The organism is Nostoc sp. PA-18-2419 (assembly GCF_005869855.1).
Taxonomy (GTDB): domain Bacteria; phylum Cyanobacteriota; class Cyanobacteriia; order Cyanobacteriales; family Nostocaceae; genus Nostoc.
In genome coordinates this window covers 195,031-216,449 of the sequence record NZ_SZNH01000009.1, presented here as the reverse complement: position 1 = coordinate 216,449, position 21,419 = coordinate 195,031, and the positions used below count along the sequence as shown (strand labels likewise).

21 protein-coding genes are annotated in these 21,419 nt (G+C 41.0%); 13 read left to right on the top strand and 8 right to left on the bottom strand.

The annotated features are described in order from the left end of the window. Positions 1 to 3: 3 nt before the first annotated feature. Positions 4 to 936 (top strand): serine hydrolase, encoded by a 933-nt coding sequence (locus tag FCR06_RS12200; protein ID WP_138499940.1) that lies wholly within the window; start codon positions 4 to 6, stop codon positions 934 to 936. 88 nt (positions 937 to 1,024) lie between these two features. Here FCR06_RS12200 and FCR06_RS12195 read toward each other — a convergent pair whose 3' ends face one another. The 4 genes from FCR06_RS12195 to FCR06_RS12180 all read right to left on the bottom strand — a co-directional run bounded on the left by FCR06_RS12195 (position 1,025) and on the right by FCR06_RS12180 (position 5,484). After that, positions 1,025 to 1,582: a 3'-5' exonuclease gene (locus FCR06_RS12195; RefSeq protein ID WP_138499938.1), complete on the bottom strand. Its 558-nt coding sequence runs from the start codon at positions 1,580 to 1,582 to the stop codon at positions 1,025 to 1,027. A gap of 162 nt (positions 1,583 to 1,744) precedes the next feature. Then, the gene (locus tag FCR06_RS12190; RefSeq protein WP_138500024.1) at positions 1,745 to 2,179 is read right to left on the bottom strand and encodes a hypothetical protein; all 435 of its coding nucleotides are present in this window, start codon (positions 2,177 to 2,179) and stop codon (positions 1,745 to 1,747) included. A 131-nt stretch (positions 2,180 to 2,310) separates the two neighbouring features. Continuing rightward, positions 2,311 to 3,570: a sensor histidine kinase gene (locus FCR06_RS12185; protein WP_138499936.1), complete on the bottom strand. Its 1,260-nt coding sequence runs from the start codon at positions 3,568 to 3,570 to the stop codon at positions 2,311 to 2,313. Between the two features lie 30 nt (positions 3,571 to 3,600). Beyond that, complete coding sequence (locus tag FCR06_RS12180; protein ID WP_138499934.1) at positions 3,601 to 5,484, bottom strand: ATP-binding protein; 1,884 nt, start codon at positions 5,482 to 5,484, stop codon at positions 3,601 to 3,603. A 257-nt stretch (positions 5,485 to 5,741) separates the two neighbouring features. Here FCR06_RS12180 and petN point away from each other — a divergent pair, with 257 nt between their 5' ends. The 4 genes from petN to tcmP all read left to right on the top strand — a co-directional run bounded on the left by petN (position 5,742) and on the right by tcmP (position 10,153). After that, entirely contained in the window at positions 5,742 to 5,831 is a 90-nt protein-coding gene (gene petN / locus FCR06_RS12175; protein ID WP_012408302.1) for a cytochrome b6-f complex subunit PetN, read from the top strand. 4 nt (positions 5,832 to 5,835) lie between these two features. Further along, positions 5,836 to 6,000: a hypothetical protein gene (locus FCR06_RS32560; RefSeq protein WP_189523395.1), complete on the top strand. Its 165-nt coding sequence runs from the start codon at positions 5,836 to 5,838 to the stop codon at positions 5,998 to 6,000. 155 nt (positions 6,001 to 6,155) lie between these two features. Then, the gene (locus FCR06_RS12170; protein WP_138499932.1) at positions 6,156 to 9,263 is read left to right on the top strand and encodes a GAF domain-containing protein; all 3,108 of its coding nucleotides are present in this window, start codon (positions 6,156 to 6,158) and stop codon (positions 9,261 to 9,263) included. A 491-nt stretch (positions 9,264 to 9,754) separates the two neighbouring features. Further along, positions 9,755 to 10,153, top strand: a complete 399-nt coding sequence (tcmP, locus tag FCR06_RS12165) for a three-Cys-motif partner protein TcmP (RefSeq protein WP_189523394.1) — start codon at positions 9,755 to 9,757, stop codon at positions 10,151 to 10,153. 154 nt (positions 10,154 to 10,307) lie between these two features. Here tcmP and FCR06_RS12155 read toward each other — a convergent pair whose 3' ends face one another. From FCR06_RS12155 to FCR06_RS12145, 3 genes are all read right to left on the bottom strand, one after another. Then, positions 10,308 to 11,711: an NAD(P)(+) transhydrogenase (Re/Si-specific) subunit beta gene (locus tag FCR06_RS12155; protein ID WP_138499928.1), complete on the bottom strand. Its 1,404-nt coding sequence runs from the start codon at positions 11,709 to 11,711 to the stop codon at positions 10,308 to 10,310. Then, a complete protein-coding gene (locus tag FCR06_RS12150) occupies positions 11,708 to 12,001 on the bottom strand; it encodes an NAD(P) transhydrogenase subunit alpha (RefSeq protein ID WP_138499926.1) in 294 nt (97 codons plus the stop codon). The genes FCR06_RS12155 and FCR06_RS12150 overlap by 4 nt, the downstream gene beginning before the upstream one ends. A gap of 80 nt (positions 12,002 to 12,081) precedes the next feature. Further along, entirely contained in the window at positions 12,082 to 13,257 is a 1,176-nt protein-coding gene (locus tag FCR06_RS12145; RefSeq protein WP_138499924.1) for a Re/Si-specific NAD(P)(+) transhydrogenase subunit alpha, read from the bottom strand. A gap of 806 nt (positions 13,258 to 14,063) precedes the next feature. Between FCR06_RS12145 and FCR06_RS12140 the strand changes: the two genes are divergently transcribed. The 7 genes from FCR06_RS12140 (at position 14,064) to FCR06_RS12110 (ending at position 18,437) form a co-directional block, all read left to right on the top strand. After that, complete coding sequence (locus FCR06_RS12140; RefSeq protein ID WP_138499922.1) at positions 14,064 to 14,576, top strand: DUF2808 domain-containing protein; 513 nt, start codon at positions 14,064 to 14,066, stop codon at positions 14,574 to 14,576. Positions 14,577 to 14,764: 188 nt separating this feature from the next. Continuing rightward, a complete protein-coding gene (gene rpmH / locus FCR06_RS12135) occupies positions 14,765 to 14,899 on the top strand; it encodes a 50S ribosomal protein L34 (RefSeq protein WP_073642693.1) in 135 nt (44 codons plus the stop codon). 24 nt (positions 14,900 to 14,923) lie between these two features. Further along, positions 14,924 to 15,346, top strand: a complete 423-nt coding sequence (gene rnpA / locus FCR06_RS12130; protein ID WP_138499920.1) for a ribonuclease P protein component — start codon at positions 14,924 to 14,926, stop codon at positions 15,344 to 15,346. Continuing rightward, complete coding sequence (locus FCR06_RS12125) at positions 15,333 to 15,725, top strand: PH domain-containing protein (protein ID WP_138499918.1); 393 nt, start codon at positions 15,333 to 15,335, stop codon at positions 15,723 to 15,725. The genes rnpA and FCR06_RS12125 overlap by 14 nt, the downstream gene beginning before the upstream one ends. Positions 15,726 to 15,942: 217 nt before the next feature. After that, the gene (gene yidC, locus FCR06_RS12120) at positions 15,943 to 17,202 is read left to right on the top strand and encodes a membrane protein insertase YidC (protein WP_223280113.1); all 1,260 of its coding nucleotides are present in this window, start codon (positions 15,943 to 15,945) and stop codon (positions 17,200 to 17,202) included. After that, a complete protein-coding gene (locus FCR06_RS12115) occupies positions 17,199 to 17,714 on the top strand; it encodes a protein jag (RefSeq protein ID WP_138499916.1) in 516 nt (171 codons plus the stop codon). Before yidC ends, FCR06_RS12115 begins: the two co-directional genes overlap by 4 nt. Positions 17,715 to 17,918: 204 nt before the next feature. Continuing rightward, positions 17,919 to 18,437 carry a YceD family protein gene (locus tag FCR06_RS12110; protein WP_138499914.1) on the top strand — a complete coding sequence of 173 codons (519 nt, stop codon included), beginning with the start codon at positions 17,919 to 17,921 and terminating at the stop codon, positions 18,435 to 18,437. Between the two features lie 592 nt (positions 18,438 to 19,029). On the opposite strand, the gene FCR06_RS12105 is transcribed toward FCR06_RS12110, so the two are convergent. Next, entirely contained in the window at positions 19,030 to 19,260 is a 231-nt protein-coding gene (locus FCR06_RS12105; protein ID WP_138499912.1) for a hypothetical protein, read from the bottom strand. 588 nt (positions 19,261 to 19,848) lie between these two features. Here FCR06_RS12105 and FCR06_RS12100 point away from each other — a divergent pair. Beyond that, positions 19,849 to 21,360, top strand: coding sequence for an AAA family ATPase (locus FCR06_RS12100; RefSeq protein WP_138499910.1), 1,512 nt, complete (start codon positions 19,849 to 19,851; stop codon positions 21,358 to 21,360). The last annotated feature ends 59 nt before the right edge of the window (positions 21,361 to 21,419 follow it).

Below are 21,419 nucleotides of genomic sequence, written 5' to 3'. Positions count from 1 at the left end.
AGAATGATTTTTTTTAATAAAGACGAACAACTCGAAAATCTTGGGTTAGGCATTTTAGATGCGACTTGGGGAGCATTTCCCAGTTTAGCCCGCAACCAAATTGCCTTGACTTGGGTTGTTTACGATCCACCTGTACCAGTAAACACTGGTGGCGCCCTGACTCCCGACGCTTTTTGGAATCACCCAGTTCGCGGTTTTTCTTATCGGGGAGTTGAGCGGATTTACCCTGCAAGTTTAGTCAAATTATTTTACTTAGTGGCGGTAAATGAATGGCTCGAAAAAGGTATGAGCCAAACTTCTAAGGAATTGGAGCGAGCCTTGCGGGATATGATTATAGATTCTAGTAATGATGCCACCAGCTTGGTTGTGGACATTCTGACTGGCACCACCTCAGGCCCAGAACTAGCATCAGCCCCTTTTGAAACCTGGAAATATCAGCGTAATATCGTTAACCGCTATTACCAATCCTTGGGATGGCAAGAAATAGAGACGATTAACATCTGTCAAAAAACTTGGGGTGATGGCCCCTATGGACGCGAGCGGGCATTTGTAGGAGAGTTATTGGAAAACCGTAATATGTTGACCACAAATGCGATCGCCAAATTACTGCATAGTATTGTCGGTGGGGTAGCAGTTTCAAGTGCGCGATCGCAAGCAATGATGGCTTTGCTCAAACGTAGCCTTGAAGATTTGCCCACTGACAGCGAAGAAAATCAGATAACAGGTTTTTTAGGCGGTGGACTCACTCAAGATGCCCAAATTTGGTCAAAGGCTGGTTGGACAAGTCAAGTTCGCCATGATATTGCGTATATTGAGTTACCAAACCAGCGCCCCTACCTTTTAGTAGTATTTACTGAAGGCAAAGCCCAAGCTAAGAACCGCGATATTTTGCCCTTCATTTCTAAGCTAGTTGCACAAGCAATTAGTAATCTATAAAAGTGACTGGGAATTGGGGATTGGTTATTCCCTTGTCCTTTTGTTTTTTCATTTTCTTATTCCCATTCCCTAACCCTAATTATAAATTTCATTTTTTAGTTTTAATATGTCTGTAGATAGATGCAATATTACGGGCATCGTCAATGCCACGATGATGTGTGCCTTTCAATTCTATTCCCAACTCATTAAGAGCTTGCGCCATACCAAATTTTTTAGACGCGCCAAGATATTTAGAAAATTCCTCTTTGATATTTATGTGTTCTGAACTAAAAGGATAAGGAAAATGATGAAACGCACAATCTTGAATAAATTGCTTTTTGTCGTAATTACCCCAAGAACAAAAAATATGATTTGGAAATAAATTAATCCATTCTTGAAAGCGAGAAATTGCCTCTATAAATTTTGGTGCTTCATCAATATCTTGCTGCCGAATAGTAGTTAGTTCTGTACAAAAAGTCGTCAGTTGCAGATGTCTGGTAGGTTGGATAAATTGCTGAAACTCCGAATCAATTTCCCATGTTGTCCGATTGAGCATCACTGCACCGATTTCGATAATTTCCATTTCCTGACGCGGAACAGTGCCACTGTCAGAGCATGTAGCCTCTAAATCAACTATCAAATAATAGTGGTGTTTTTGAGCTTTCATATTAGATAATAAAAAATATTAATTAAGTTTTAGTAATTATTTATACTTAGTTTTGTAGTTTTTGTAATTTATTTCTTAATCATAATACAAAAATAAAATGCTTACAGTTTTCATCTACTTGAAGCACAATCCCCTCTAAAGTAGCACTGCTGTGTACCCTATTTAGCTTGATGGAAAAGGTTTAACCCAATTCAGTTGCATAGCGATATCAAAAGCGATCGCTGCTATTCCAAACCACAATATACTTTCTGCTGCCAATACTAAAAAAGGCCAAATCGTGCTATTAGAATTCCACCCCAGTTCTATTTGGGTTAATCCGCGCACTAAGCCAAAAGCCAGCACACCACCGGCTTTGAGCTGAGGATTTATATCTGAGCGGATGATATAGCGGTAAGTGACACCAAATAGGAAACCAGTAAAAGTTGCAACAACAGCACTCACTAAAAAGTGCCAATTAACATCACTTTGCAGACTTTGGAGTATCTGAAAATACTTTGCCAGTATTAAAGTATTTAAAAGATTAGCGATCGCAAAACTAAAAAACAGGAAAAAACCTCCAATTATCCCAGCCTTGAGAGATTCTAGGCGTTCTGCCATTAATTGAGGATTTGAAGTTATGTTCACTGTGTATAGAAATTAGAAATTGGTGATTAATAATTAAGAATTGAAAGTCTAGCCATGCCCAGTATGATATATCATATTGAAATTTTTTAATTGAAAGACTGCTTTCATGTGGGAATTTTGATGATAAACTCGGTTCCCATACCTGGTTGAGAATTCACGTCTAATACACCTTTGTGTTTCTCGACAATTATTTGATAGACGATTGATAAGCCGAGTCCAGTGCCTTTACCAACAGGTTTTGTGGTAAATAAAGGTTCAAACAAGTGTTTTTTAACCCGTTCGGGAATACCCATTCCATTGTCTGCAATCCGAATTACAGCCAATTGTTCAGAATCTATTTCTGTTGCAATCTGAATTTGAGGTTTATTGCTCATTTCGCCTTGGATAATAGCTTCATCTAAGGCATCAATTGCGTTTGCAAGAATATTCATGAATACTTGATTCATCTCGCCGACATAGCAATTTACCAGTGGTAATGTTCGATAATTTTTAATAACTTCAATGGTGGGGCGATCGCCATTACCCTTGAGGCGGTGTTGTAAAATCATTAGTGTACTGTCCAATCCTAGATGCAAATTCGCAAGGATTTTTTCATCACTATCAGAGCGAGAGAAGCTACGGAGTGAATTGGATAGCTTTTGAATTCGTTCCGATCCTATCTCAAATGAACTCAAGATTTTTGCCAAATCTTCGAGAACGAATTTTAGATCCAATTCTTCGATCGCAGTAATGATTTTGGCTGTTGGGTTGGGATACTCTTGTTCATAAAGTAGGAGAAGCTTGGTAATTCCGGCAATGTAATCCTTTAAAGGTGGAATATTGTTGGAAATAAAGCTAATGGGATTGTTCATTTCGTGGGCAATACCAGCGATTAACTCTCCCAATGTTGATAGTTTTTCTTGCTGCACCAGTTTGACTTTGGCTTGTTGCAAAGCCTTGGTGCGATCGCTGACTTGTTGTTCCAAAGATTCAGTCAATTGTTTGAGTTGTAAATGTACGCGCACTCTAGCAATAACTTCCTCTTGGGCAAACGGTTTGGGGATATAGTCTACTGCACCCAATAAAAATCCCTTAGTTTTGCTATCGCTATCCGCTAAGGCTGTAGTGAAAATAATCGGAATGTTTTGGCTAACAGGATTGGCTTTCAGGCGACGACAAGTTTCAAATCCATCAATACCCGGCATTTGTACATCCAGCAAAATTAATTCTGGTTGATTGCGTTCAACTTGAGCGATCGCACTTTCTCCATCCATTGCAACACGGAAACGCAAACCCTCACTATTGAGGGCTTCACACACGACAGATAAATTTGTTGGATTATCATCCACAATCAAAATAAATCCAGTATTTTGGTTCTTGTTCATAATGGATTAGAAAGTAAAACTCAACTCCAATTAATTGATACATTGTTCAAGAAAAATTGCCAAACGCTTGAGTTGGAAATTACTAGCAAGTTGGACAATTTTCTGAGTAAAAACGCCCAGATGTTTATCAGATACAGAAAGTTGTTCAACCAGTTCGATAATTTTTTGAATATCGCCGTCTTGTGCGAGTTCGAGTAACTGCTGCAAAACCTCTTTGGGAGGATAAATTATCTTATTTGGTTGCTCCAAACTATCTATTTGATTTTTTTTTGTCTCTACTTGACCGTCAAAAATCCATTCCAATTGTAAAAATTGTCGTAGCATTTCTAGTAACGTTTCCGCTTCTACAGGTTTTGGTAGAAATGCATTTGCACCAACATCAATACTCTTGTGCTGGTCGGCTGCAAACACACTGGCTGATGAAGCGATAACAGCAATCTTTTGAAATTGCTCTGAGTAACGCAAACGATTAATTAACTCAAATCCATCCAATATCGGCATCACTAGGTCAGTGATAATCAAATCTGGTTTATGCGCTAGAGCCTGTTCCCATGCTTGGTAACCCTGACTAGCTTCTACAACAGTAAAGCCAACTGGCTCTAGTAAATTTACAATTACTGCTCGGTTTTCCCATTTATCATCTGCAATTAAAATCGTGCGCCTTTGTCCTTGATAACCAATAATCGTTCCTTGCTCAACTACTCTAGAAACCTTTGCCCAGTCTTTAGATTCTGGGAATTTTGCCTCAAACCAGAAAGTACTACCTTTGCCTAAAGTACTTTGCACCTGAATTTGACCACCCATCAACAAAACAATTTTTTGACTAATTGCTAATCCCAAGCCTGTACCTTCAGATTGTCGTTTTTGATTTCCCACTTGCTCAAAAGGCTGGAAGATTTTCTCGGCTTGTTCGGGATTTATACCCGTACCGGTATCTAATACCTCAAAGCGAATTTTGTAGTTAGTCTGTTCATTAGCATTTGCTTCTTCACCAATAACCTGAACTTTGAAGGTGACACTGCCTTGTTCGGTAAATTTAATTGCATTACCAAGCAAGTTAATCAGTACTTGCCGCAAGCGTTTTTCATCAGCATAAATGCCTGTTGGTAAATTAGGATCGAGTTGGACATCAAAGCTGATCACTTTTTGTTCTGCACGGATGCGGCAAATTTCAGTCACACTATCGATAAAGGCAGGCAAGTAAAAATCAACAGGATACAATTCGAGTCTGCGAGCTTCGATTTTGGAGAGGTCGAGAACATCATTAATCAAGGTTAAAAGATGGGAACCACATTGATAAATGATACTGACTCCTTTGCGTCCTTTCTCACTCAAAGATTCTGTGCGTTGGAGGATTTGTGTATACCCTAAGATGCCATTCAGGGGTGTACGTAGTTCATGACTCATATTGGCCAGAAATTCACTCTTGGCTTGGCTGGAATTTTGAGCGACTTGTTCGGCTTGGCGTAGTTCTATCTCGATGCGTTTGCGTTCTACAATTTCACTCGAAAGCGCTTGATTGATAGCTTCTAACTGGGCTGGACTCGGTAGCATCAGAGCTTGAGGCATCAGAGAAATTAATGCAAATGCCGTGTATATCGAAATAATCGCAGTTAGAGCTTTTAAACTACCTGCAATCCAATAGTCTGGATACCACAGCGTCCAAATGTCCATTAAATGTCCAGTACCGCACGCAATAATAAATGCACCAAATAATAGAAAGACTCCATTAAAAGGAACGTCTTGGCGCTTGGAAATAAAGTAAATTAATAGAAAAGGAATAGAATAGTAGGCAAAAGCGATCGTGGCATCAGAAATAATATGCAGCCAAACTAATCCAGTTTTCCAGAGATAACAATGTCCGTGGGGAATAAAACCGTCAGAGTGGAAAGCGTAGTCGAGAAATGTCGGCATTGATACCAAGGGTTAGGGAATTTGAAATATATACTTATAATCGAGTATTCCCAAACCAGCAAGCTGAAAAGCGCGATCGCTATTATTTTTAGGTTATTGTTTATAATTACTTAAAGTAGTAAGGTATCAACAAAAGCTCGTAGATATTGGCGTTTGCTTAAAAAACTTACAATATGATTGCTAAAAAAATCTCAGCCTGCCCTTTCCCGGTATGATAAACATTAGAAACCTTTTGTAATTTTTTGAAAAGCGGGACTATGGAAATTTTGACACTGGGCTGGGTATCGCTACTAGTCGTGTTCACTTGGTCAATTGCAATGGTAGTTTGGGGACGTAACGGACTATAGAGGTATGGTAGAAAGTCCATTCCTGAGTATTTTGGCTTTAGTTGCTATAGTGCTGCTGGTAGCGGTGACTGGTGGCATTGGTTATTTGACCTTGGCAGATTGGCGCGATCGCCGTCGTCGAGATGAAGAAAAACGTACCACTCGCACCACCACTCCCAAGCGGCGATAATTTCTTTGTAGCTGAAAAATATTTTTGTAGGGATACGATATCTATCGTGTCCCTAGATTATTTTATGCAGCATTCAAAGTAGATAATTGTTACCTTGGCAATGATTAAGGGAATTATGAAATGAAGAACTTTTATAATTTAAAATTCCGCAGGGAATGGAAAACTCCTCTATTATTCAACCCATAGAACCAAATTCACAACAGCAAGAATCTCATTGTGATGTAACATTCTCCTCGCGTCAGAATGAGCAACAAAAAGCTTTATCTGGAGTTATTGCCCGAATTCGTGAATCTTTAGATATAAACGCCATTTTTAAAATTACGGTTACTGAAGTCCGCCAGCTTTTGAAAAGCGATCGGGTTGGTGTATTTCGTTTTTATCCTGATTTGGCGTGGGAAGGAGAATTTATCTATGAAGATGTGGGAATACAATGGGGTTCGGCACTAACAGCCAAACTACGGGATCACTGCTTTGCCGAAGAGTTCGCCGAACTTTATCAGCAAGGTCGAATTAAAGCAACAGCTGATATTTATCAGGTTAGTGCCAGTGATTGCTACATCCAGATTTTAGAAAGATTTCAGGTACGTGCTAATATAGTTGCTCCTTTGATCAAAGGTAAGGATTTATGGGGATTGTTGTGTATTCATCAGTGTAATAGTCCTCGGCAATGGGAAGCATCAGAAATTGAGTTTGTGCAACAGATTGCAGAACATCTAGGAGTAGCTCTACAGCAAGCAGATTACCTAGAGCAAGTGAAACTACAATCTGCACAACTAGCACAAGCAAAAGCTAAAGAAAAAGCAGCAGAATGGCAAAGAACTATAGCCATAACCATTGAGAAAATTCGTCAGTCCTTAGATTTAGAAAGTATTTTTCGCACCAGCACCGCAGAACTGAGGCAGCTGCTAAATGCCGACCGCGTGGGTATCTATCGCTTTAATCCAGATTGGAGCGGTGAATTTGTGTTTGAATCAGTGGCACAGGGTTGGATTTCGCTGATAGATGAGCAATTCCGACGACCAGAATTGAGCGAAAACATTAGCGAATGTAGCGCTAAAGATTTAGGTAAACCTCCAGTCGCAGATACTTACTTACAAGAAACAGCAGGTGGTCGCTTTAGCAGAAGCGAAGTATACCGTATCTGTAATGATATTTACAATGCAGGTTTTAGCGACTGTTACATTAAAATTTTAGAGATTTATCAAGCAAGAGCTTATGCGATCATTGCTATTTACCACGGTCAAAAGCTTTGGGGCTTACTAGCAGTCTACCAAAATGCTAGTAGCCGTGATTGGCAAGAAGATGAGGTCTACTTGCTCACCCAAGTTAGTACCCAGCTAGGTGTGGCTTTGCAGCAAGCAGAATTTTTACAACAAATGCAACTCCAAGCAGCACAGCTGGCCAAAGCTGCTGAAAGGCAAAGAGCTTTAGCGAATACTGTTGAAAAAATTCGTCAGTCACTTGACATTGAAGCTATTTTTAAAACCACTACTCAAGAAGTCCGACGGCTATTAGAAGTAGAAAGAGTGGCAATTTATCGGTTTTATCCTGACTGGAGTGGTGAATTTGTTGCTGATTCGATTGTTGATGGCTGGACGCCAGTAGTTAAGCCGCAGCCTGTGACGGAAACTGTTCTTGTGCAAGGAACGCAAGCAGGTAAGTATGCACGTCATGAAGTTTTTGTACCTATTTCTCAGGGCGAGAAGCTTTGGGGATTGCTAGTAGCTTATCAAAACTCCCAACCGCGTTATTGGCAAGATGAAGAAGTCAACTTGCTGGCACAAGTCGGGGTTCAATTGGGGGTAGCATTACAGCAAGCTGAATCCTTGAGACAGGTGCAGGCGCAAGCCCAGAAATTGGCCAAAGCCACCGAAAGGGAGAAAGCCTTAGCCGCAACTGTGGAGAAAATTCGCCAATCTCTTGATATTGATACAATTTTTGCTACCAGTACAGAAGAAGTCAGACAGCTATTAGAAGTTGATAGAGTGACAATCTATCGATTCCAGGCTGATTGGAGTGGCGAATTTGTCGCTGAGTCTTTAGCCCAGGGCTGGATACCAGTTAAAGAACTTGTAGGTGCGATCGCAGATGATGATTTGCAAAATACCCAAGGCGGAGACTTTGCTTATGGTAAAATTCTTGTCATTAAAGATATTTCCAAGGTCAATTATTCTACCTATCATATTCCCCTAATCGAGCTGATTGAGGCTAGGGCATATATGATTGTGCCGATTTTTCAGGGCGAGAAACTCTGGGGATTATTAGCAGCTTATCAAAATATTAAACCTCGTGATTGGCAAGAAGATGAAGTAGATTTGCTGATGCAGATTGGTACTCAGTTAGGTGTCGGACTTCAGCAAGCGGAATTACTCGAACAAACTCAACGCCAAAAAGAAGAACTCGCCCACACTCTCAAAGAATTACGGCAGACTCAAAGCCAGTTGATTCAAAGTGAAAAAATGGCAGGTTTAGGACAATTAGTTGCTGGTATAGCACATGAAATTAATAATCCAATTAGTTTCATTTACGGCAATATTACTTATGTTACCGAACATGCCGAAAATTTACTAAAATTACTGCAACTCTACGATGCTCAGTATCCCGAACTAACAGAGGAAATTCAAAAGCAAGCAGCCGAACTAGATTTAGATTTTATTGGCGATGACTTACCAAAAATTCTTACCTCAATGAGAATGGGTGCAGAGCGCATTTCTCAATTAGTGTTGTCCTTAAGAAGTTTTTCTCGACTGGATGAAGCCGAAATGAAACCCGTTGACTTGCATGAAGGTATTGATAGTACTTTATTGATTTTACAACATCGACTGCAACCACAGACTAATTCTTTTGCCATAGAAGTAGTTAAAGAATATAGTGATTTGCCTCCAGTAGTTTGTTATGCAGCGCAGATGAATCAGGTATTTATGAATATTCTTAATAATGCGATCGATGCTTTGGAATACTCAGTAAATTATGGTCAAATAATTGATAATCCCAGAATATGGATTCGGACAAAAGTTCGAGAATGGAATACTATTCTCATTTGCATTGCAGACAATGGTTGTGGGATTCCAGAGATGCTGCGATCGCGCATTTTTGAACCTTTCTTTACTACTAAGCAACCTGGTCAAGGTACTGGTTTGGGGCTATCTATTAGCTATCAAATTATTGTCGAAAAACATGGCGGTAATATTAAGTGTGTTTCTGAACCTGGTAGAGGCTGTGAGTTGTGGATAGAAATTCCTTTGAAACGAAGAGTTAATTAAAAAAGCGTTGGTGTCGGTGTAGCTTCTGGTAGAAAAACCCAACCCTGCATCGGTTTGTAAAATACATATCTTATTGCTCACAAGTGCGCTTATTGAAACAGGACTTACCCTGTCTATTTTTCCTAAAAACTATCCTTTTTCTGTTGATAGAATCTTAAATTATAATTTTTCAAATTAATCATAATAACCTTTTTTATCTCAGACAAAGGCGCGAAAACGCAAAAGAATAAGAAAAAGGGCGATCGCACTGTGAAAATTTAAGGGACGACCACTTTTTTTAACAACAGTAGAGGTTCAGAGGACACAGAAGAAGAAGAGGTGGAGCAATGCTTTTTTACCTCACGCAGAGGCATAGATGAAGAGTAGAAAGAGCGATTTTACTGTAAAGATTTGAGGGGCGATAGTCTTTTTGAGAGAACTTGGCATGTATGATTGCTTTTCAATATACTTGTTTTATATTAGTATTTAATATTACTCTGGAGACAGTCAACGTGAGCAAATCACAAGCAAATTGGAGTGCTGATGGAAGCTATATTCCTGATATAAATCCTCATACCAAAGCTAAGCATCAAGTTATTGAAACATATCTAGAAAATCTTATTTACACACTTTATGGCAAAGGTAGATATGGAGAAACAACGTTTACTTTTGTTGATGGATTTTGTGGAGGTGGTATGTATTATGATCGGAATAATAAGACAGAGTGCGAAGGCTCACCTATTAGAATTATAGAAGCTATTCGTGCAGGCTATAAAAAATCAAAACGCCAGTATGATTTAAATGTAAAATTTATTTTTATAGATAATAATCGAGAACATTTAGCTTGTCTTAAGAATTATTCCATGCCAAAAGCGGGTTGGATGCGAGGATCGGCTTCACATTTGGCCTGATCCTGAACTTAGAGGGCTTGTTGATGATATCAAGCTGGATTCTTGGTTGTATAAGCCAACAGTGGAAAAGTGGGATAGCTTTACATACTTAAAAAAATAGAGACGCAAAATTTCACGTCTCTACTTTTTGCGCTCTCTGCGCCTCTGTGGTTCGTTAAAGCTGCTTCACTTCCGAAACCAACTTCGCTACCATATCCTTTGCACTACCAAAAAGCATCGTAGTTTTATCCTTGTAGAACAACTCATTATCTACACCGGCAAAACCTGTACTCATCCCGCGCTTAATCACAATCGTCTGCTTCGCCCGATCTACTTCCAAAATAGGCATACCATAAATTGGGCTATTTGCATCACTCCGCGCTGCCGGATTTACTACATCATTTGCCCCAATTACCAAAGCCACATCCGCTTGTTCAAACTGGGGATTAATATCATCCATGTCGTACAACTGGGTATAAGCCACATTTGCCTCTGCTAGCAACACATTCATGTGTCCCGGCATTCTCCCAGCAACAGGGTGAATGGCATACTTGACATCAACACCCATTTTTTCTAACTGATCTGACAATTCCCGGACGCTATGTTGCGCTTGGGCAACTGCCATACCATAACCAGGCACAATTACCACAGAACGGGCATAACCCAACATCATCGCCCCTTCTTCGGGATCGATACTGCGGACAGTTTGATCGGTTGCACCACCACCAGCAGCACCACCAGAAGTAGCTCCTGTACCAAAAGCACTGAACAGCACACTGAAGAGAGAGCGGTTCATCGCCTTACACATAATTTCGGTGAGGATTAAGCCGGATGCTCCTACCAAAGCCCCAGCGATGATTAACATATTGTTCATCACCACAAAACCCGCCGCCGCCGCCGCTACACCTGACAAAGAGTTCAACAGCGAAATTACCACCGGCATATCGCCGCCGCCAATGGGGATGACGAACATCACACCCAACACTAAAGAAACAGCTACCACTCCCAAGAATATGGGTAAGCTATCTGGTGTGATGATTAAATAGGCACTGCCTACCAAATAAGCACCCAGAAGTAAGAGGTTAAATGGTTGCTGGAAAGGAAATGTAATCGGGGAACCGCTAATTAAACCTTGCAATTTGGCAAAGGCTAAAAAACTACCTGTGAAGGTAACTCCACCGATTAACACGTCCAATAGCATGGAAATGTTCACATCTAGAGGTACAGGTGCGCCAGAATCCAATAATCGCCAAAATTCGGCAACGGCGACTAATGCAGAAGCCGCACCACCCAAACCGTTGAGTAAACCCACCATTTGGGGCATTTCCGTCATTTGGACTTTGTAGGCAACGATCGCCCCAATTCCCGATCCAATCGCCAAGCCCAACAATATCATCTCGTAGTTCAACACATGCTGATCTAGCATTGTCGCCACAATTGCTAGCAGCATTCCCACAGATGCAACCACATTACCGTTTCGCGCTGTAGCCGGTGAACCCAGCTTTTTCAAACCAAAAATGAATAAGGATGCAGCGACTAAATATGTCAGCTGAATGCCAGTTGGTAAAAAGTCGCTCACGCCTTAATCTCCTTTTTCTTGAACATTTGCAGCATTCTATCTGTGACTAGAAAGCCACCTACAACGTTGACTGTAGCTAGTACTACAGCAATTAAACCAAGAATTACTGACACAGTTGTTTCTCTAGCACCTGAAGCTACTATTGCCCCAAGTACCGAAATGCCAGAAATCGCATTTGAGCCTGACATTAGAGGTGTGTGGAGAGTCGGTGGTATTTTGTTGATAACTTCAAAGCCGATAAAAGATGCCAAAACAAATACAAACAAAGCAGCAAGTAATGCCTCTGTCATGAAATCAAAACTCCTTGTATAAATGGGCATTGGGCATTGGGAAAACTCTTATTTAGTCCCTAATCCCCAGTCCCCAGTCCCTAATTAACCGCCGGTTGTTGAGTATTCGATGCTTGTAGCGCATCCCGCACTCGTTGATTGCGAATTTCACCAGCATGAGTAACGCAAGCTGCATCAACGATGTCGTCGCCAAAGTCCACTTGCAAAGCTTTCTCTTTATTAATCAGCAGTTGGATTAACGATGTCACGTTCTTGGCATACAATTGGCTGGCATGAACTGGCATCGAGGATGGTAAATTGATGGGACCGATAATTGTCACGCCATTCCAGACAATATCTTTGCCAGGTTCGGTGCAGGCGCAGTTACCACCCTGTTCGGCGGCTAAATCTACAATTACTGAACCGGGTTTCATCTGTGCCACCATTTCTTCTGTCACGAGTCGTGGCGCTTGTTTCCCAGGTACTTGGGCAGTGGTAATCACTACATCAGCATTTTTGACGTGTTCGGCGACAACTTCTTGAGTACGTTGTTTACTAACCTCAGAAATTTCTTTGGCGTAACCACCTGCGGCGACAGTCTCTTCTTCGAGTTTGACTTCGACGAATTTTGCCCCCAAGCTTTGCACTTCTTCTTTGACAGCAGGACGAATATCAAAGGCTTCTACCACTGCTCCCAAGCGTCTGGCAGTGGCGATCGCTTGCAATCCAGCTACACCAGCACCCATAATAAATACTTTGGCTGGGGCGATGGTGCCTGCGGCTGTTGTCAGCATCGGGAAATATTTCGGTAATGCAGCTGCACCAATCAATACTGCTTTGTAACCTGCCAATGAAGCTTGTGAAGATAAAGCATCCATACTTTGCGCCCTAGTAGTACGGGGAATCATTTCCATACTCAAGGCTGTGACTTGGCGATTTGCCAATTGCTGCGCTACTACAGGATTTCCCAAAGGATTTAGGAAGCTGACTAATACAGCTCCTTCCTTTAATAAGTCAATTTCTGAGCGTCCATCTTCTCGCTCTTGGGGTGGACTGACTTTGAGCAGGATGTCTGCTTCGCTCCATAATTTGACAGAATCGTTGATTATTGTGGCTCCCGCTGCTTCATAGGCAGGATCGCTGAAAAAAGCTCGCTCTCCTGCACCTGATTCTACCCAAACTTCCAAACCTTGTTTTACCAATTTGGCAACGGTGTCAGGAATTAATGCCACACGACGTTCACAAACTTCAATTTCTTTAGCAACTGCTATTCTCATGAAATCTCCTGAAGATAAATACTTATATCTCTGCCAACTAAGCGATCGCCCCGATTGGGGTTATCTTGTACTTTGAGTACCGAGGCAGGAACATCAGCCATGACTTTTACTCGTAGATTGAACCTTGAATTTTTCCTCTCCCACTGTTAGCTCTTCAGGCAAAGCCTCACTTTGTTGTCAAGTTATAAGCGAAGTTTCCCTTTGCTTATACTGTCTGCTTTGCTGCTTGCTAAGTTGAGATTTTCAGATATTTGCAAATAGGGTTAGTTTTGCACATATTATGTTGATTCCCAAATTTTGCATCTTTATCTTCAGATTATTTTCGGGATTGAGAAATTGGCTATTCTTTTCTTATAGAGCAATATTGACCAAATTTTTGAAGCTTGATAATTTTCAAATTAAATTTTAATAATTACGACTTTCATTTCAACTTATTTTAATCAATTTATCTCAAGTTAACTGGCGATCGCTAATTCCACGGCTCAATTTTTATAACAAAATTCTTAAATTTAGATACACTTGTACATATTCGGAAACACAATCTCATCTCAACTGTATTTTCATCCAGTTCCTAGTTTGACCAACTTAGCAATCAAATCAAGACTCTGTAAGGATAATAAAGTGAATTAATTAAACGTTAAATTTTTTACTAAGCAAAATTACTGTCAGCCAAAACCGACAAAAAATGGCACTTTTTTTATTATTCAACGTCTATTGTCAGGAAGTCAGTAGTAAAGTTTAGTAAAGAATACTAACACACAGTTATTTAAATCGCAGATTTATATTTTGGTGGAGGGAGCCTAACTATGCGACGTTTACTTTCTGCTTTGGCCGTGACTAGCTGTTTGCTGACTGGATTTCCAGCTTTGACTTGGGCGCAAAGCTTACCTGGATTTACGCTCTTTAGCGGTGTCAAAAGCGAAGATCAGTTGCCTTTCCGGTTAGATTTTGGTGGACAAAGCAATGGTTGGGATCGTTATATATTGAGGATTCCAACTAAAAAAATGAAACTGGCAGTTGCTCAATTTGCCATTACCTATCCTGACTATTACAAAGGAACTTTTGACCCCAAAAAAATTGAAGTACGGGTTAAAGGTAAATCAGTGAAGCTTTCTGAAGTGAAGTGGGACAAAGAAGGTAAGCTAATTAATATTTTTCCCGAAGAACCAGTGCCAGCAGGTAGCAAAGTAGAGTTAGTGTTATCTAACGTGAAAAACCCCTCCTTTGGTGGAACGTATTATTTTAACTGTCAAGTTCTCTCGCCTGGCGATGTACCACTACTACGCTACGTAGGAACCTGGATTTTGAGCATTAGTTAAGTCTAGAGAGTCGGGAAATGGGGAAGGTGGGGCCCCCTCTGGGGATAGGGGGTAATGGAGAGAGAATTACACCTTATCACCCCAGTACCCCACCCCAATGACCGCAATGCTCCATTTCCAATTCACTGTTAAAGTGATAAAATTAGAGATTGTGAGTTTTTATAAAAATCACTTAACAGGAGAATAGTATGCAAAGAACGCTAGGCGGCACTTGCCGTAAGAGAAAAAGAACCTCTGGTTTTCGCGCTCGGATGCGGACACCAGATGGCAGAAACGTGATTAGGGCAAGAAGAAGAAAGGGGCGTCACCGTCTGAGCGTTTAGGGCATATCAAGCTAAAAGGTATCTGTGGCTTTGCCCAAAGCAAATCGGCTCAAATCCCGAAAAGATTTCCAGGCAGTTTTCCGGGAAGGAATTCGACGTCATGGCTCTTATTTAACATTGAGAGCCTTAAAACCTTTATCTTCAATAAATCCTTCTTTGGACAGCGCCAGTAAGACTGCACAAGTAACTGACGCAACACATTTTGCCAGCACGCAGATTGGCATTTCGATTAGCACAAAAGTTAGTAAGAGAGCAGTGGTTCGCAACCGGATCAAACGGCAAATTACTGCTGCTTTGTATAACCTACTGCCCAAATTATTACCGGGATGGCGGCTAGTGGTGGTTGTCAAAGCCACAGCAGTAGAATCGAAGTGCGTAAGCCCACAATTTCTGCAAGAATTAGAGCAGTTGTTGGCACAAGCCGAGGTGTTCGATGGGCATTCGTGAAGAAGTTTATTATGAAGGTGGTCCCCATATTGGGGATCTAATTATAAATCTGCTAATTGGGCTAAGCGTTGTTGGCATACCCTTGACAGTCGGGGCAATTGTCAGAGCATTATGGCTGCGCTTCCGCATCACCGATCGCCGAGTTACTGTAACAGGAGGTTGGCAAGGACGCGATCGCACCGACGTAATTTACTCAGAAATTGTCAAAGTTGTCAAAGTTCCCCGTGGCATTGGTCTTTGGGGAGATATGGTATTAACTTTAAAAAACGGCAGTCGTCTCGAATTGCGTGCAATTCCCAATTTTCGGGAAGTATATGATTACATTAATGAAAAAATTGCGGCAAAAAATCCCCAATATAGCGGCGCCACTAACAAGTAATGGCAAGAGACTGGCGAAGGTGGGGTGCCCTCTGGGTATAAGGGGTAATGGGGAGAGAATTTCATCCCACCACCCCACCACCCCATCGACTTACACTTCTAATACCCCATACCCGAATTTGTGCGGCTATCCGTAGCGAAGGATAGTCGCACATAAGTCATGATTTAGATAAATTAGATTCAATCAGTTTACAGTACCTCAGGTTAAATTCAGAATAATGGATTTTGGTATCGGCTTTCTCTCGAACAACGTGATGCTGCCAATCATAGATTTTTTCTATGGGATTGTACCCAGCTATGGATTGGCGATCGTTGCTTTGACACTGATAGTCCGCTTTGCGCTCTATCCCCTGAGTGCTGGCTCAATTCGCAATATGCGGAAGATGCGAATTGTACAACCTCTGATGCAAAAGCGGATGGCGGAAATCAAAGAGCGCTATAAGGACGATCCGCAGAAGCAGCAAGAAGAAATGGTCAATGTCCAAAAAGAATTTGGCAACCCTTTGGCAGGCTGTTTTCCATTGCTAATACAAATGCCAGTCTTATTAGCGCTGTTCGCCACTTTGCGAGGTTCGCCTTTTGCAGGTGTTAACTATAGCGTTAACTTGCAAATCTTTCCCGCACAACAAATCGAACAAATTCAACCGCAAGCCTTTGCCACTCCTCCTCAAAATATTTATATTGCTGATGGCGAACACGTTAAGGTAGCTGCAATCCTTCCGGCTGGTAACAAACTAGCCGTAGGCGAACATACCAAAATACAATATCAGACTACTGAAGGCAAACCATTTCAGGTGGTCTTAGCAGAACACCCGGAAAATCAGCTGATTCCTCAATGGAAAGTCACTAAAGGCGAAGATAAGGTTAAAATTGATGCCCAAGGCAATTTAGAAGCCTTGCAGCCTGGAGAGGTGACTATTCAAGGAACAATTCCTGGACTAGCAGCCGATAAAGGCTTTTTATTTATTGATGCCTTAGGTAGAGTTGGCGCACAAGATCCAGATGGCACAATCCACTGGGATATCGTTGCCATGATTGTCTTTTTTGGAATTAGCCTTTATGTTAGCCAAATGCTTTCCGGGCAAAATTCCAGTGGTGGGAATCCTCAGCAAGACACAGTTAACAAAATTACCCCAGTCATCTTTTCTGGGATGTTTTTGTTCTTTCCCCTACCAGCTGGGGTACTGATGTATATGGTAATTGGCAATATTTTCCAAACACTRCAAACCTATATTCTCTCCCGCGAACCATTACCAGAAGAACTGCAAAAAATCGTAGCAACTCAAGAAAAACAAGCAGCAGTCGCAGAACAAAAAGCATTACCTTTTGAGCCGCAAAGTCCTAAGAAAAAAGCTACAGGGGAAAGTCCTAAGAAAAAGGCTACAGAGGAAAGTCCTAAGAAAAAGGCTACAGAGGAAAGTCCTAAGAAAAAAGCTACAGAGGAAAGTCCTAAGAAAAAGGCTACAGGGGGTTCATGAGCAATATTCCCATGGAGCGAGGTCAGCAGTGGTTAAAAACACTGCTGGAACTCAGTGGGATATCTACTGAGATTCACACTAATTTAGAAACTGCCCAAACTCTAGATGAGGATTCGCCAGAAGTAGATAACTACTGGTTGACAATTGATGAAACGAATTTGACACCAGAACAAACCCAGGTATTAATTGGTGCCGATGGTTCTGTGCTAGATGCAATTCAGTATCTAGCGAATTCGGTTCTCAACTTGAGCCAATCCCACGAGGGACAAGCTTCTTACACTATTGAGTTAAATGGCTACCGTGTTAAAAGACAAGCCGAAATTCGGGCATTAGCAGAAGCAGCAGCCGATGAAGTGCGCTTTTCTGGTAGAGAAGTGGAAATCAAATCCCTAAGTTCTGCAGAACGGCGTCAAATTCATACTTTCTTGAAAGACTTTGAAGATTTAGAAACCTTCAGTCGTGGCAAAGAACCACATCGTCATTTGGTTGTACGTCCGGCTGCTTTGGAATAAATTAGGAGTAGAGATGCGATGAATCGCGTCTGTACAAGAGAGACGCGATTAATTGCGTCTCTACAGGAGTTAAGAGTTAATTCACAACTTATAACTAGATAATTTCAAAATTTCGATTATCCCTAAAAGCTAAAATAAAAATGTATTATCAGCGATTCGACTGATAATCAAGATAAATTTTCGTGAGGATGTCTCACAAATCCTATGGACGCAATTTATATTCCGCAGCTAACTAGAGCATCGGAGCGGACAGAGGAAGTTCAAGTTAAGGAATTTCTGCCTGGTCTGGAAACTTTGACACCAGTTCGCGGTCGTGTACGCGTGCAGCATCATGGCAATTATCTGCAAGTGTCTGGTCAGGCAGAAGCAATTATTACTTGTACCTGTAACCGCTGCTTGCAGCAATACAATCAGCGCTTAGGGATTGATACTAAGGAAATCATTTGGTTAGATGAAACTGCAAATCAGCAACAAGACTTGCCTTTAGAAAGGGAAGTGACTATGGAAGATTTAGTAGAGACTCTACCACCCGATGGTTATTTTTATCCCAGCGAATGGCTGTACGAGCAAATGTGCCTAGCAATACCTCAACGCCAGCTGTGTGATCGCAATTGCCCAGGTATTCCTGCAAGTAGTACTGTTGATAGTTCTGACAGTTCCGAAACTCCAGTTGACAACCGCTGGGCTTCTCTGGAAGCACTGAAAAAGCAACTTCCGGGCTAACAGCTTGTTACTGATCGCTAAAATTCTCTGACTTTGCGCCCGTGCGATCGCTTTTGGGAAATTAACTCAACAGAGATAGCATGGGTGGTAAATATATGAAGTTTATAAAAAGTGATCGCTTTTTTCTAACTATACGCTTGCAAATTAGAGCGATTTTATACTAAGTTTATTATTAGATAAATAGAAGTTTAATATCTTTAATTAAGTTATGCGAACACTTGAAAATTTTATGGAGTACTTGAGGTTATTCCGGCAAAATCTCTCCACTGAAGGTAATATTTTCGTTTTTTTGCAGTAATTCAACGACTTATTTTACCGGTTTTTCCACATTATTTGCCAAACCTCCTCAGACACCAGCTTTGTGCAGAATAGTTCTTTTTTTAAATTTTCTGTCACAACAATTAAAACGCCATCATTGAATAATTGCAAACCTATCATTATTTTTACAAGCGATACCTGCGGCAGGCTACGTCTACGCAAATTTAATGTAAGGCATTATTGAATGCATTAATTGGTTCTTGAGTTGCCTCAACTTTGAGCGAAGTTGATTGAAAATTTGATTGTGTTTCTTGAAGCTCTATTTGTTTTTGTTCTAGTTTTCCTTGGGCTGCATAATACGGTATTCTGTATCATCAAAAATATTGATTATAGCTCTAGCAAACCACCATATATTATTGCGTTGATTTAAGAGTCTTTGTTTTTCATCAAATTCTTTTTTTGTAGCATCTAGCTTTTGTTTATCCCTTCCAAGCTCACTTGTAAGTGTTTCTAAATTCTGTTGTTCTTCTTGAAGAAGTTCTTTCTTATTTTCTAAAAAAAACATAATGAGAAACAATAAAATATGTCAGAGAGGTTGATCGCCTTCTTTAGGTTCGTAAGAAGCGTTAATAGGAGTTTTAGTTTCTGATAGTCAGGAGCAATCACATCATCTAAAAACGATCGCTCTGGATGAAACCACACTTCTCCATAAGTATTTATGTGAGGATTATGGTGAATTAAACTAGTCGAGGTATTTACCTTTAAGGGACTTCCAATTAAAAAAATATTCTATCGCCTTGAGGGCAGGGGAGCAGGGAGCAGGGGGAGAGAAAGTCGTTTTGATGGGCATGAAATTGGATAATTTATTTTCTGAAAGTCTCTAAGTGTATTAGAATTAACGTTAAGAAATATGTCAAAAACAGCTAAAATTTTAAATTGGCTGTACCAAAAAAGAATGTTTGAAAAAAACACTCTATAACTCTGATATATCTAAAATTTAGAAGTAATTGAGTTATTAAGATTTTTGAGTGATATTTTATATTAAATAATATTAATTATATTGATGTAAAAATTTAGTCCCAGAAGGTAATAAGGTTGTGATAGACAATACAAACCTGAACAATGAGAGAAGGACTAATAACCACAGCTACATATGAACTTCCGTGACGAGTTTAAACTACTGCTACGTGCTCGCTACCCTTTGATTTATATTCCCACTTACGAAGAGGAGCGAGTAGAAGCAGCTATCCGCGAAGAAGCAGCCAACCAGGGTAATCGCCCAGTCTATACTTGGGATTTTGTTGATGGCTACCAAGGAAACCCCAATGATGTTGGTTTTGGGCGGCGTAACCCCCTGCAAGCTTTGGAATTTATCGATAAATTACCAGCTTCCGCACCTGCGGTATTAATTTTACGAGATTATCATCGCTTTTTAGATGATGTAGCGATCGCCCGCAAACTTCGCAATCTGGCTCGATTGCTGAAGTCGCAACCCAAAAATATTGTATTGCTGTCGCCCCGCATTGCCATTCCTGACGATTTAACCGAAGTGCTGACAGTCGTCGAGTTTCCCTTACCCAGCGCCCCAGAAATAAAAACTGAGGTGGAACGCTTACTGCAAAGTACTGGTAACTCGCTTTCAAGCAAATTTGTAGATGACTTGGTGCGCTCTTGTCAAGGACTTTCGATGGAACGGATTCGCCGGGTTTTGGCAAGAGCGATCGCTAGCCACGGCGAATTGCAGCCAGAAGACGTAGATTTGGTTTTGGAAGAAAAGCGCCAAACTATCCGCCAAACTCAAATCCTGGACTTCTACCCCGCCACTGAGCAAATTTCTGATATTGGCGGACTCGATAACTTAAAAGACTGGCTGATTCGTCGGGGAGGCTCATTTACTCAACGAGCGCGCCAGTACGGATTACCGCACCCTCGTGGTTTAATGTTGGTGGGTATTCAGGGAACTGGTAAATCGTTAACGGCAAAAGCGATCGCTCATCACTGGCATTTACCCCTGCTACGTTTGGATGTAGGGCGGTTATTTGGTGGTTTGGTGGGTGAATCAGAATCTCGCACTCGCCAAATGATTCAGGTAGCTGAAGCTCTCGCCCCCTGTATTTTATGGATTGATGAAATAGATAAAGCCTTTTCTGGACTTGGTAGTAAAGGTGATGCAGGCACAACTAGCCGCGTATTTGGTACATTTATTAACTGGCTAGCCGAAAAAACTTCACCCGTATTTGTCGTCGCTACCGCCAATGATATCCAAGCCCTACCGCCAGAGATGCTGCGTAAAGGGCGATTTGATGAAATTTTCTTTGTCGGTTTGCCTACCCAAGAAGAGAGAAAAGCTATTTTTAACGTTCATTTATCTCGACTACGCCCCCATAACTTAAAAAGTTATGACATCGACAGGTTAGCATACGAGACACCCGATTTTTCTGGGGCAGAAATTGAGCAAACTTTAATTGAAGCGATGCATATTGGATTTAGCCAAAACCGTGATTTCACTAAAGACGATATTTTAGAGGCTGCTAGCCAAATCATTCCCTTAGCACGAACCGCTGTAGAACAAATTAAGCAACTTCAAGAATGGGCTGCTGCGGGGAGAGCGCGTTTAGCATCGAAACACAGCCCTTTGAGCGATACCTTCGGTAAGCTACGTTGACGCATTCACTGACAGCTAGAATAATCGATTAGTCAACAGTCTAAGGTCAATAGTTAACG

Bases quoted from the DNA above. Each gene is read 5' to 3' on its own strand.
- rpmH (WP_073642693.1), top strand. From the start codon at position 14,765: ATGCAAAGAACGCTAGGCGGCACTTGCCGTAAGAGAAAAAGAACCTCT.
- FCR06_RS12110 (WP_138499914.1), top strand. From the start codon at position 17,919: ATGGACGCAATTTATATTCCGCAGCTAACTAGAGCATCGGAGCGGACA.
- FCR06_RS32560 (WP_189523395.1), top strand. From the start codon at position 5,836: ATGGTAGAAAGTCCATTCCTGAGTATTTTGGCTTTAGTTGCTATAGTG.
- FCR06_RS12115 (WP_138499916.1), top strand. From the start codon at position 17,199: ATGAGCAATATTCCCATGGAGCGAGGTCAGCAGTGGTTAAAAACACTG.
- FCR06_RS12185 (WP_138499936.1), bottom strand. From the start codon at position 3,570: ATGAACAAGAACCAAAATACTGGATTTATTTTGATTGTGGATGATAAT.
- FCR06_RS12145 (WP_138499924.1), bottom strand. From the start codon at position 13,257: ATGAGAATAGCAGTTGCTAAAGAAATTGAAGTTTGTGAACGTCGTGTG.
- FCR06_RS12150 (WP_138499926.1), bottom strand. From the start codon at position 12,001: ATGACAGAGGCATTACTTGCTGCTTTGTTTGTATTTGTTTTGGCATCT.
- FCR06_RS12105 (WP_138499912.1), bottom strand. From the start codon at position 19,260: ATGTTTTTTTTAGAAAATAAGAAAGAACTTCTTCAAGAAGAACAACAG.
- FCR06_RS12190 (WP_138500024.1), bottom strand. From the start codon at position 2,179: ATGGCAGAACGCCTAGAATCTCTCAAGGCTGGGATAATTGGAGGTTTT.
- petN (WP_012408302.1), top strand. From the start codon at position 5,742: ATGGAAATTTTGACACTGGGCTGGGTATCGCTACTAGTCGTGTTCACT.
- FCR06_RS12125 (WP_138499918.1), top strand. From the start codon at position 15,333: ATGGGCATTCGTGAAGAAGTTTATTATGAAGGTGGTCCCCATATTGGG.
- FCR06_RS12140 (WP_138499922.1), top strand. From the start codon at position 14,064: ATGCGACGTTTACTTTCTGCTTTGGCCGTGACTAGCTGTTTGCTGACT.
- FCR06_RS12180 (WP_138499934.1), bottom strand. From the start codon at position 5,484: ATGCCGACATTTCTCGACTACGCTTTCCACTCTGACGGTTTTATTCCC.
- FCR06_RS12200 (WP_138499940.1), top strand. From the start codon at position 4: ATGATTTTTTTTAATAAAGACGAACAACTCGAAAATCTTGGGTTAGGC.
- FCR06_RS12100 (WP_138499910.1), top strand. From the start codon at position 19,849: ATGAACTTCCGTGACGAGTTTAAACTACTGCTACGTGCTCGCTACCCT.
- FCR06_RS12170 (WP_138499932.1), top strand. From the start codon at position 6,156: ATGGAAAACTCCTCTATTATTCAACCCATAGAACCAAATTCACAACAG.
- FCR06_RS12195 (WP_138499938.1), bottom strand. From the start codon at position 1,582: ATGAAAGCTCAAAAACACCACTATTATTTGATAGTTGATTTAGAGGCT.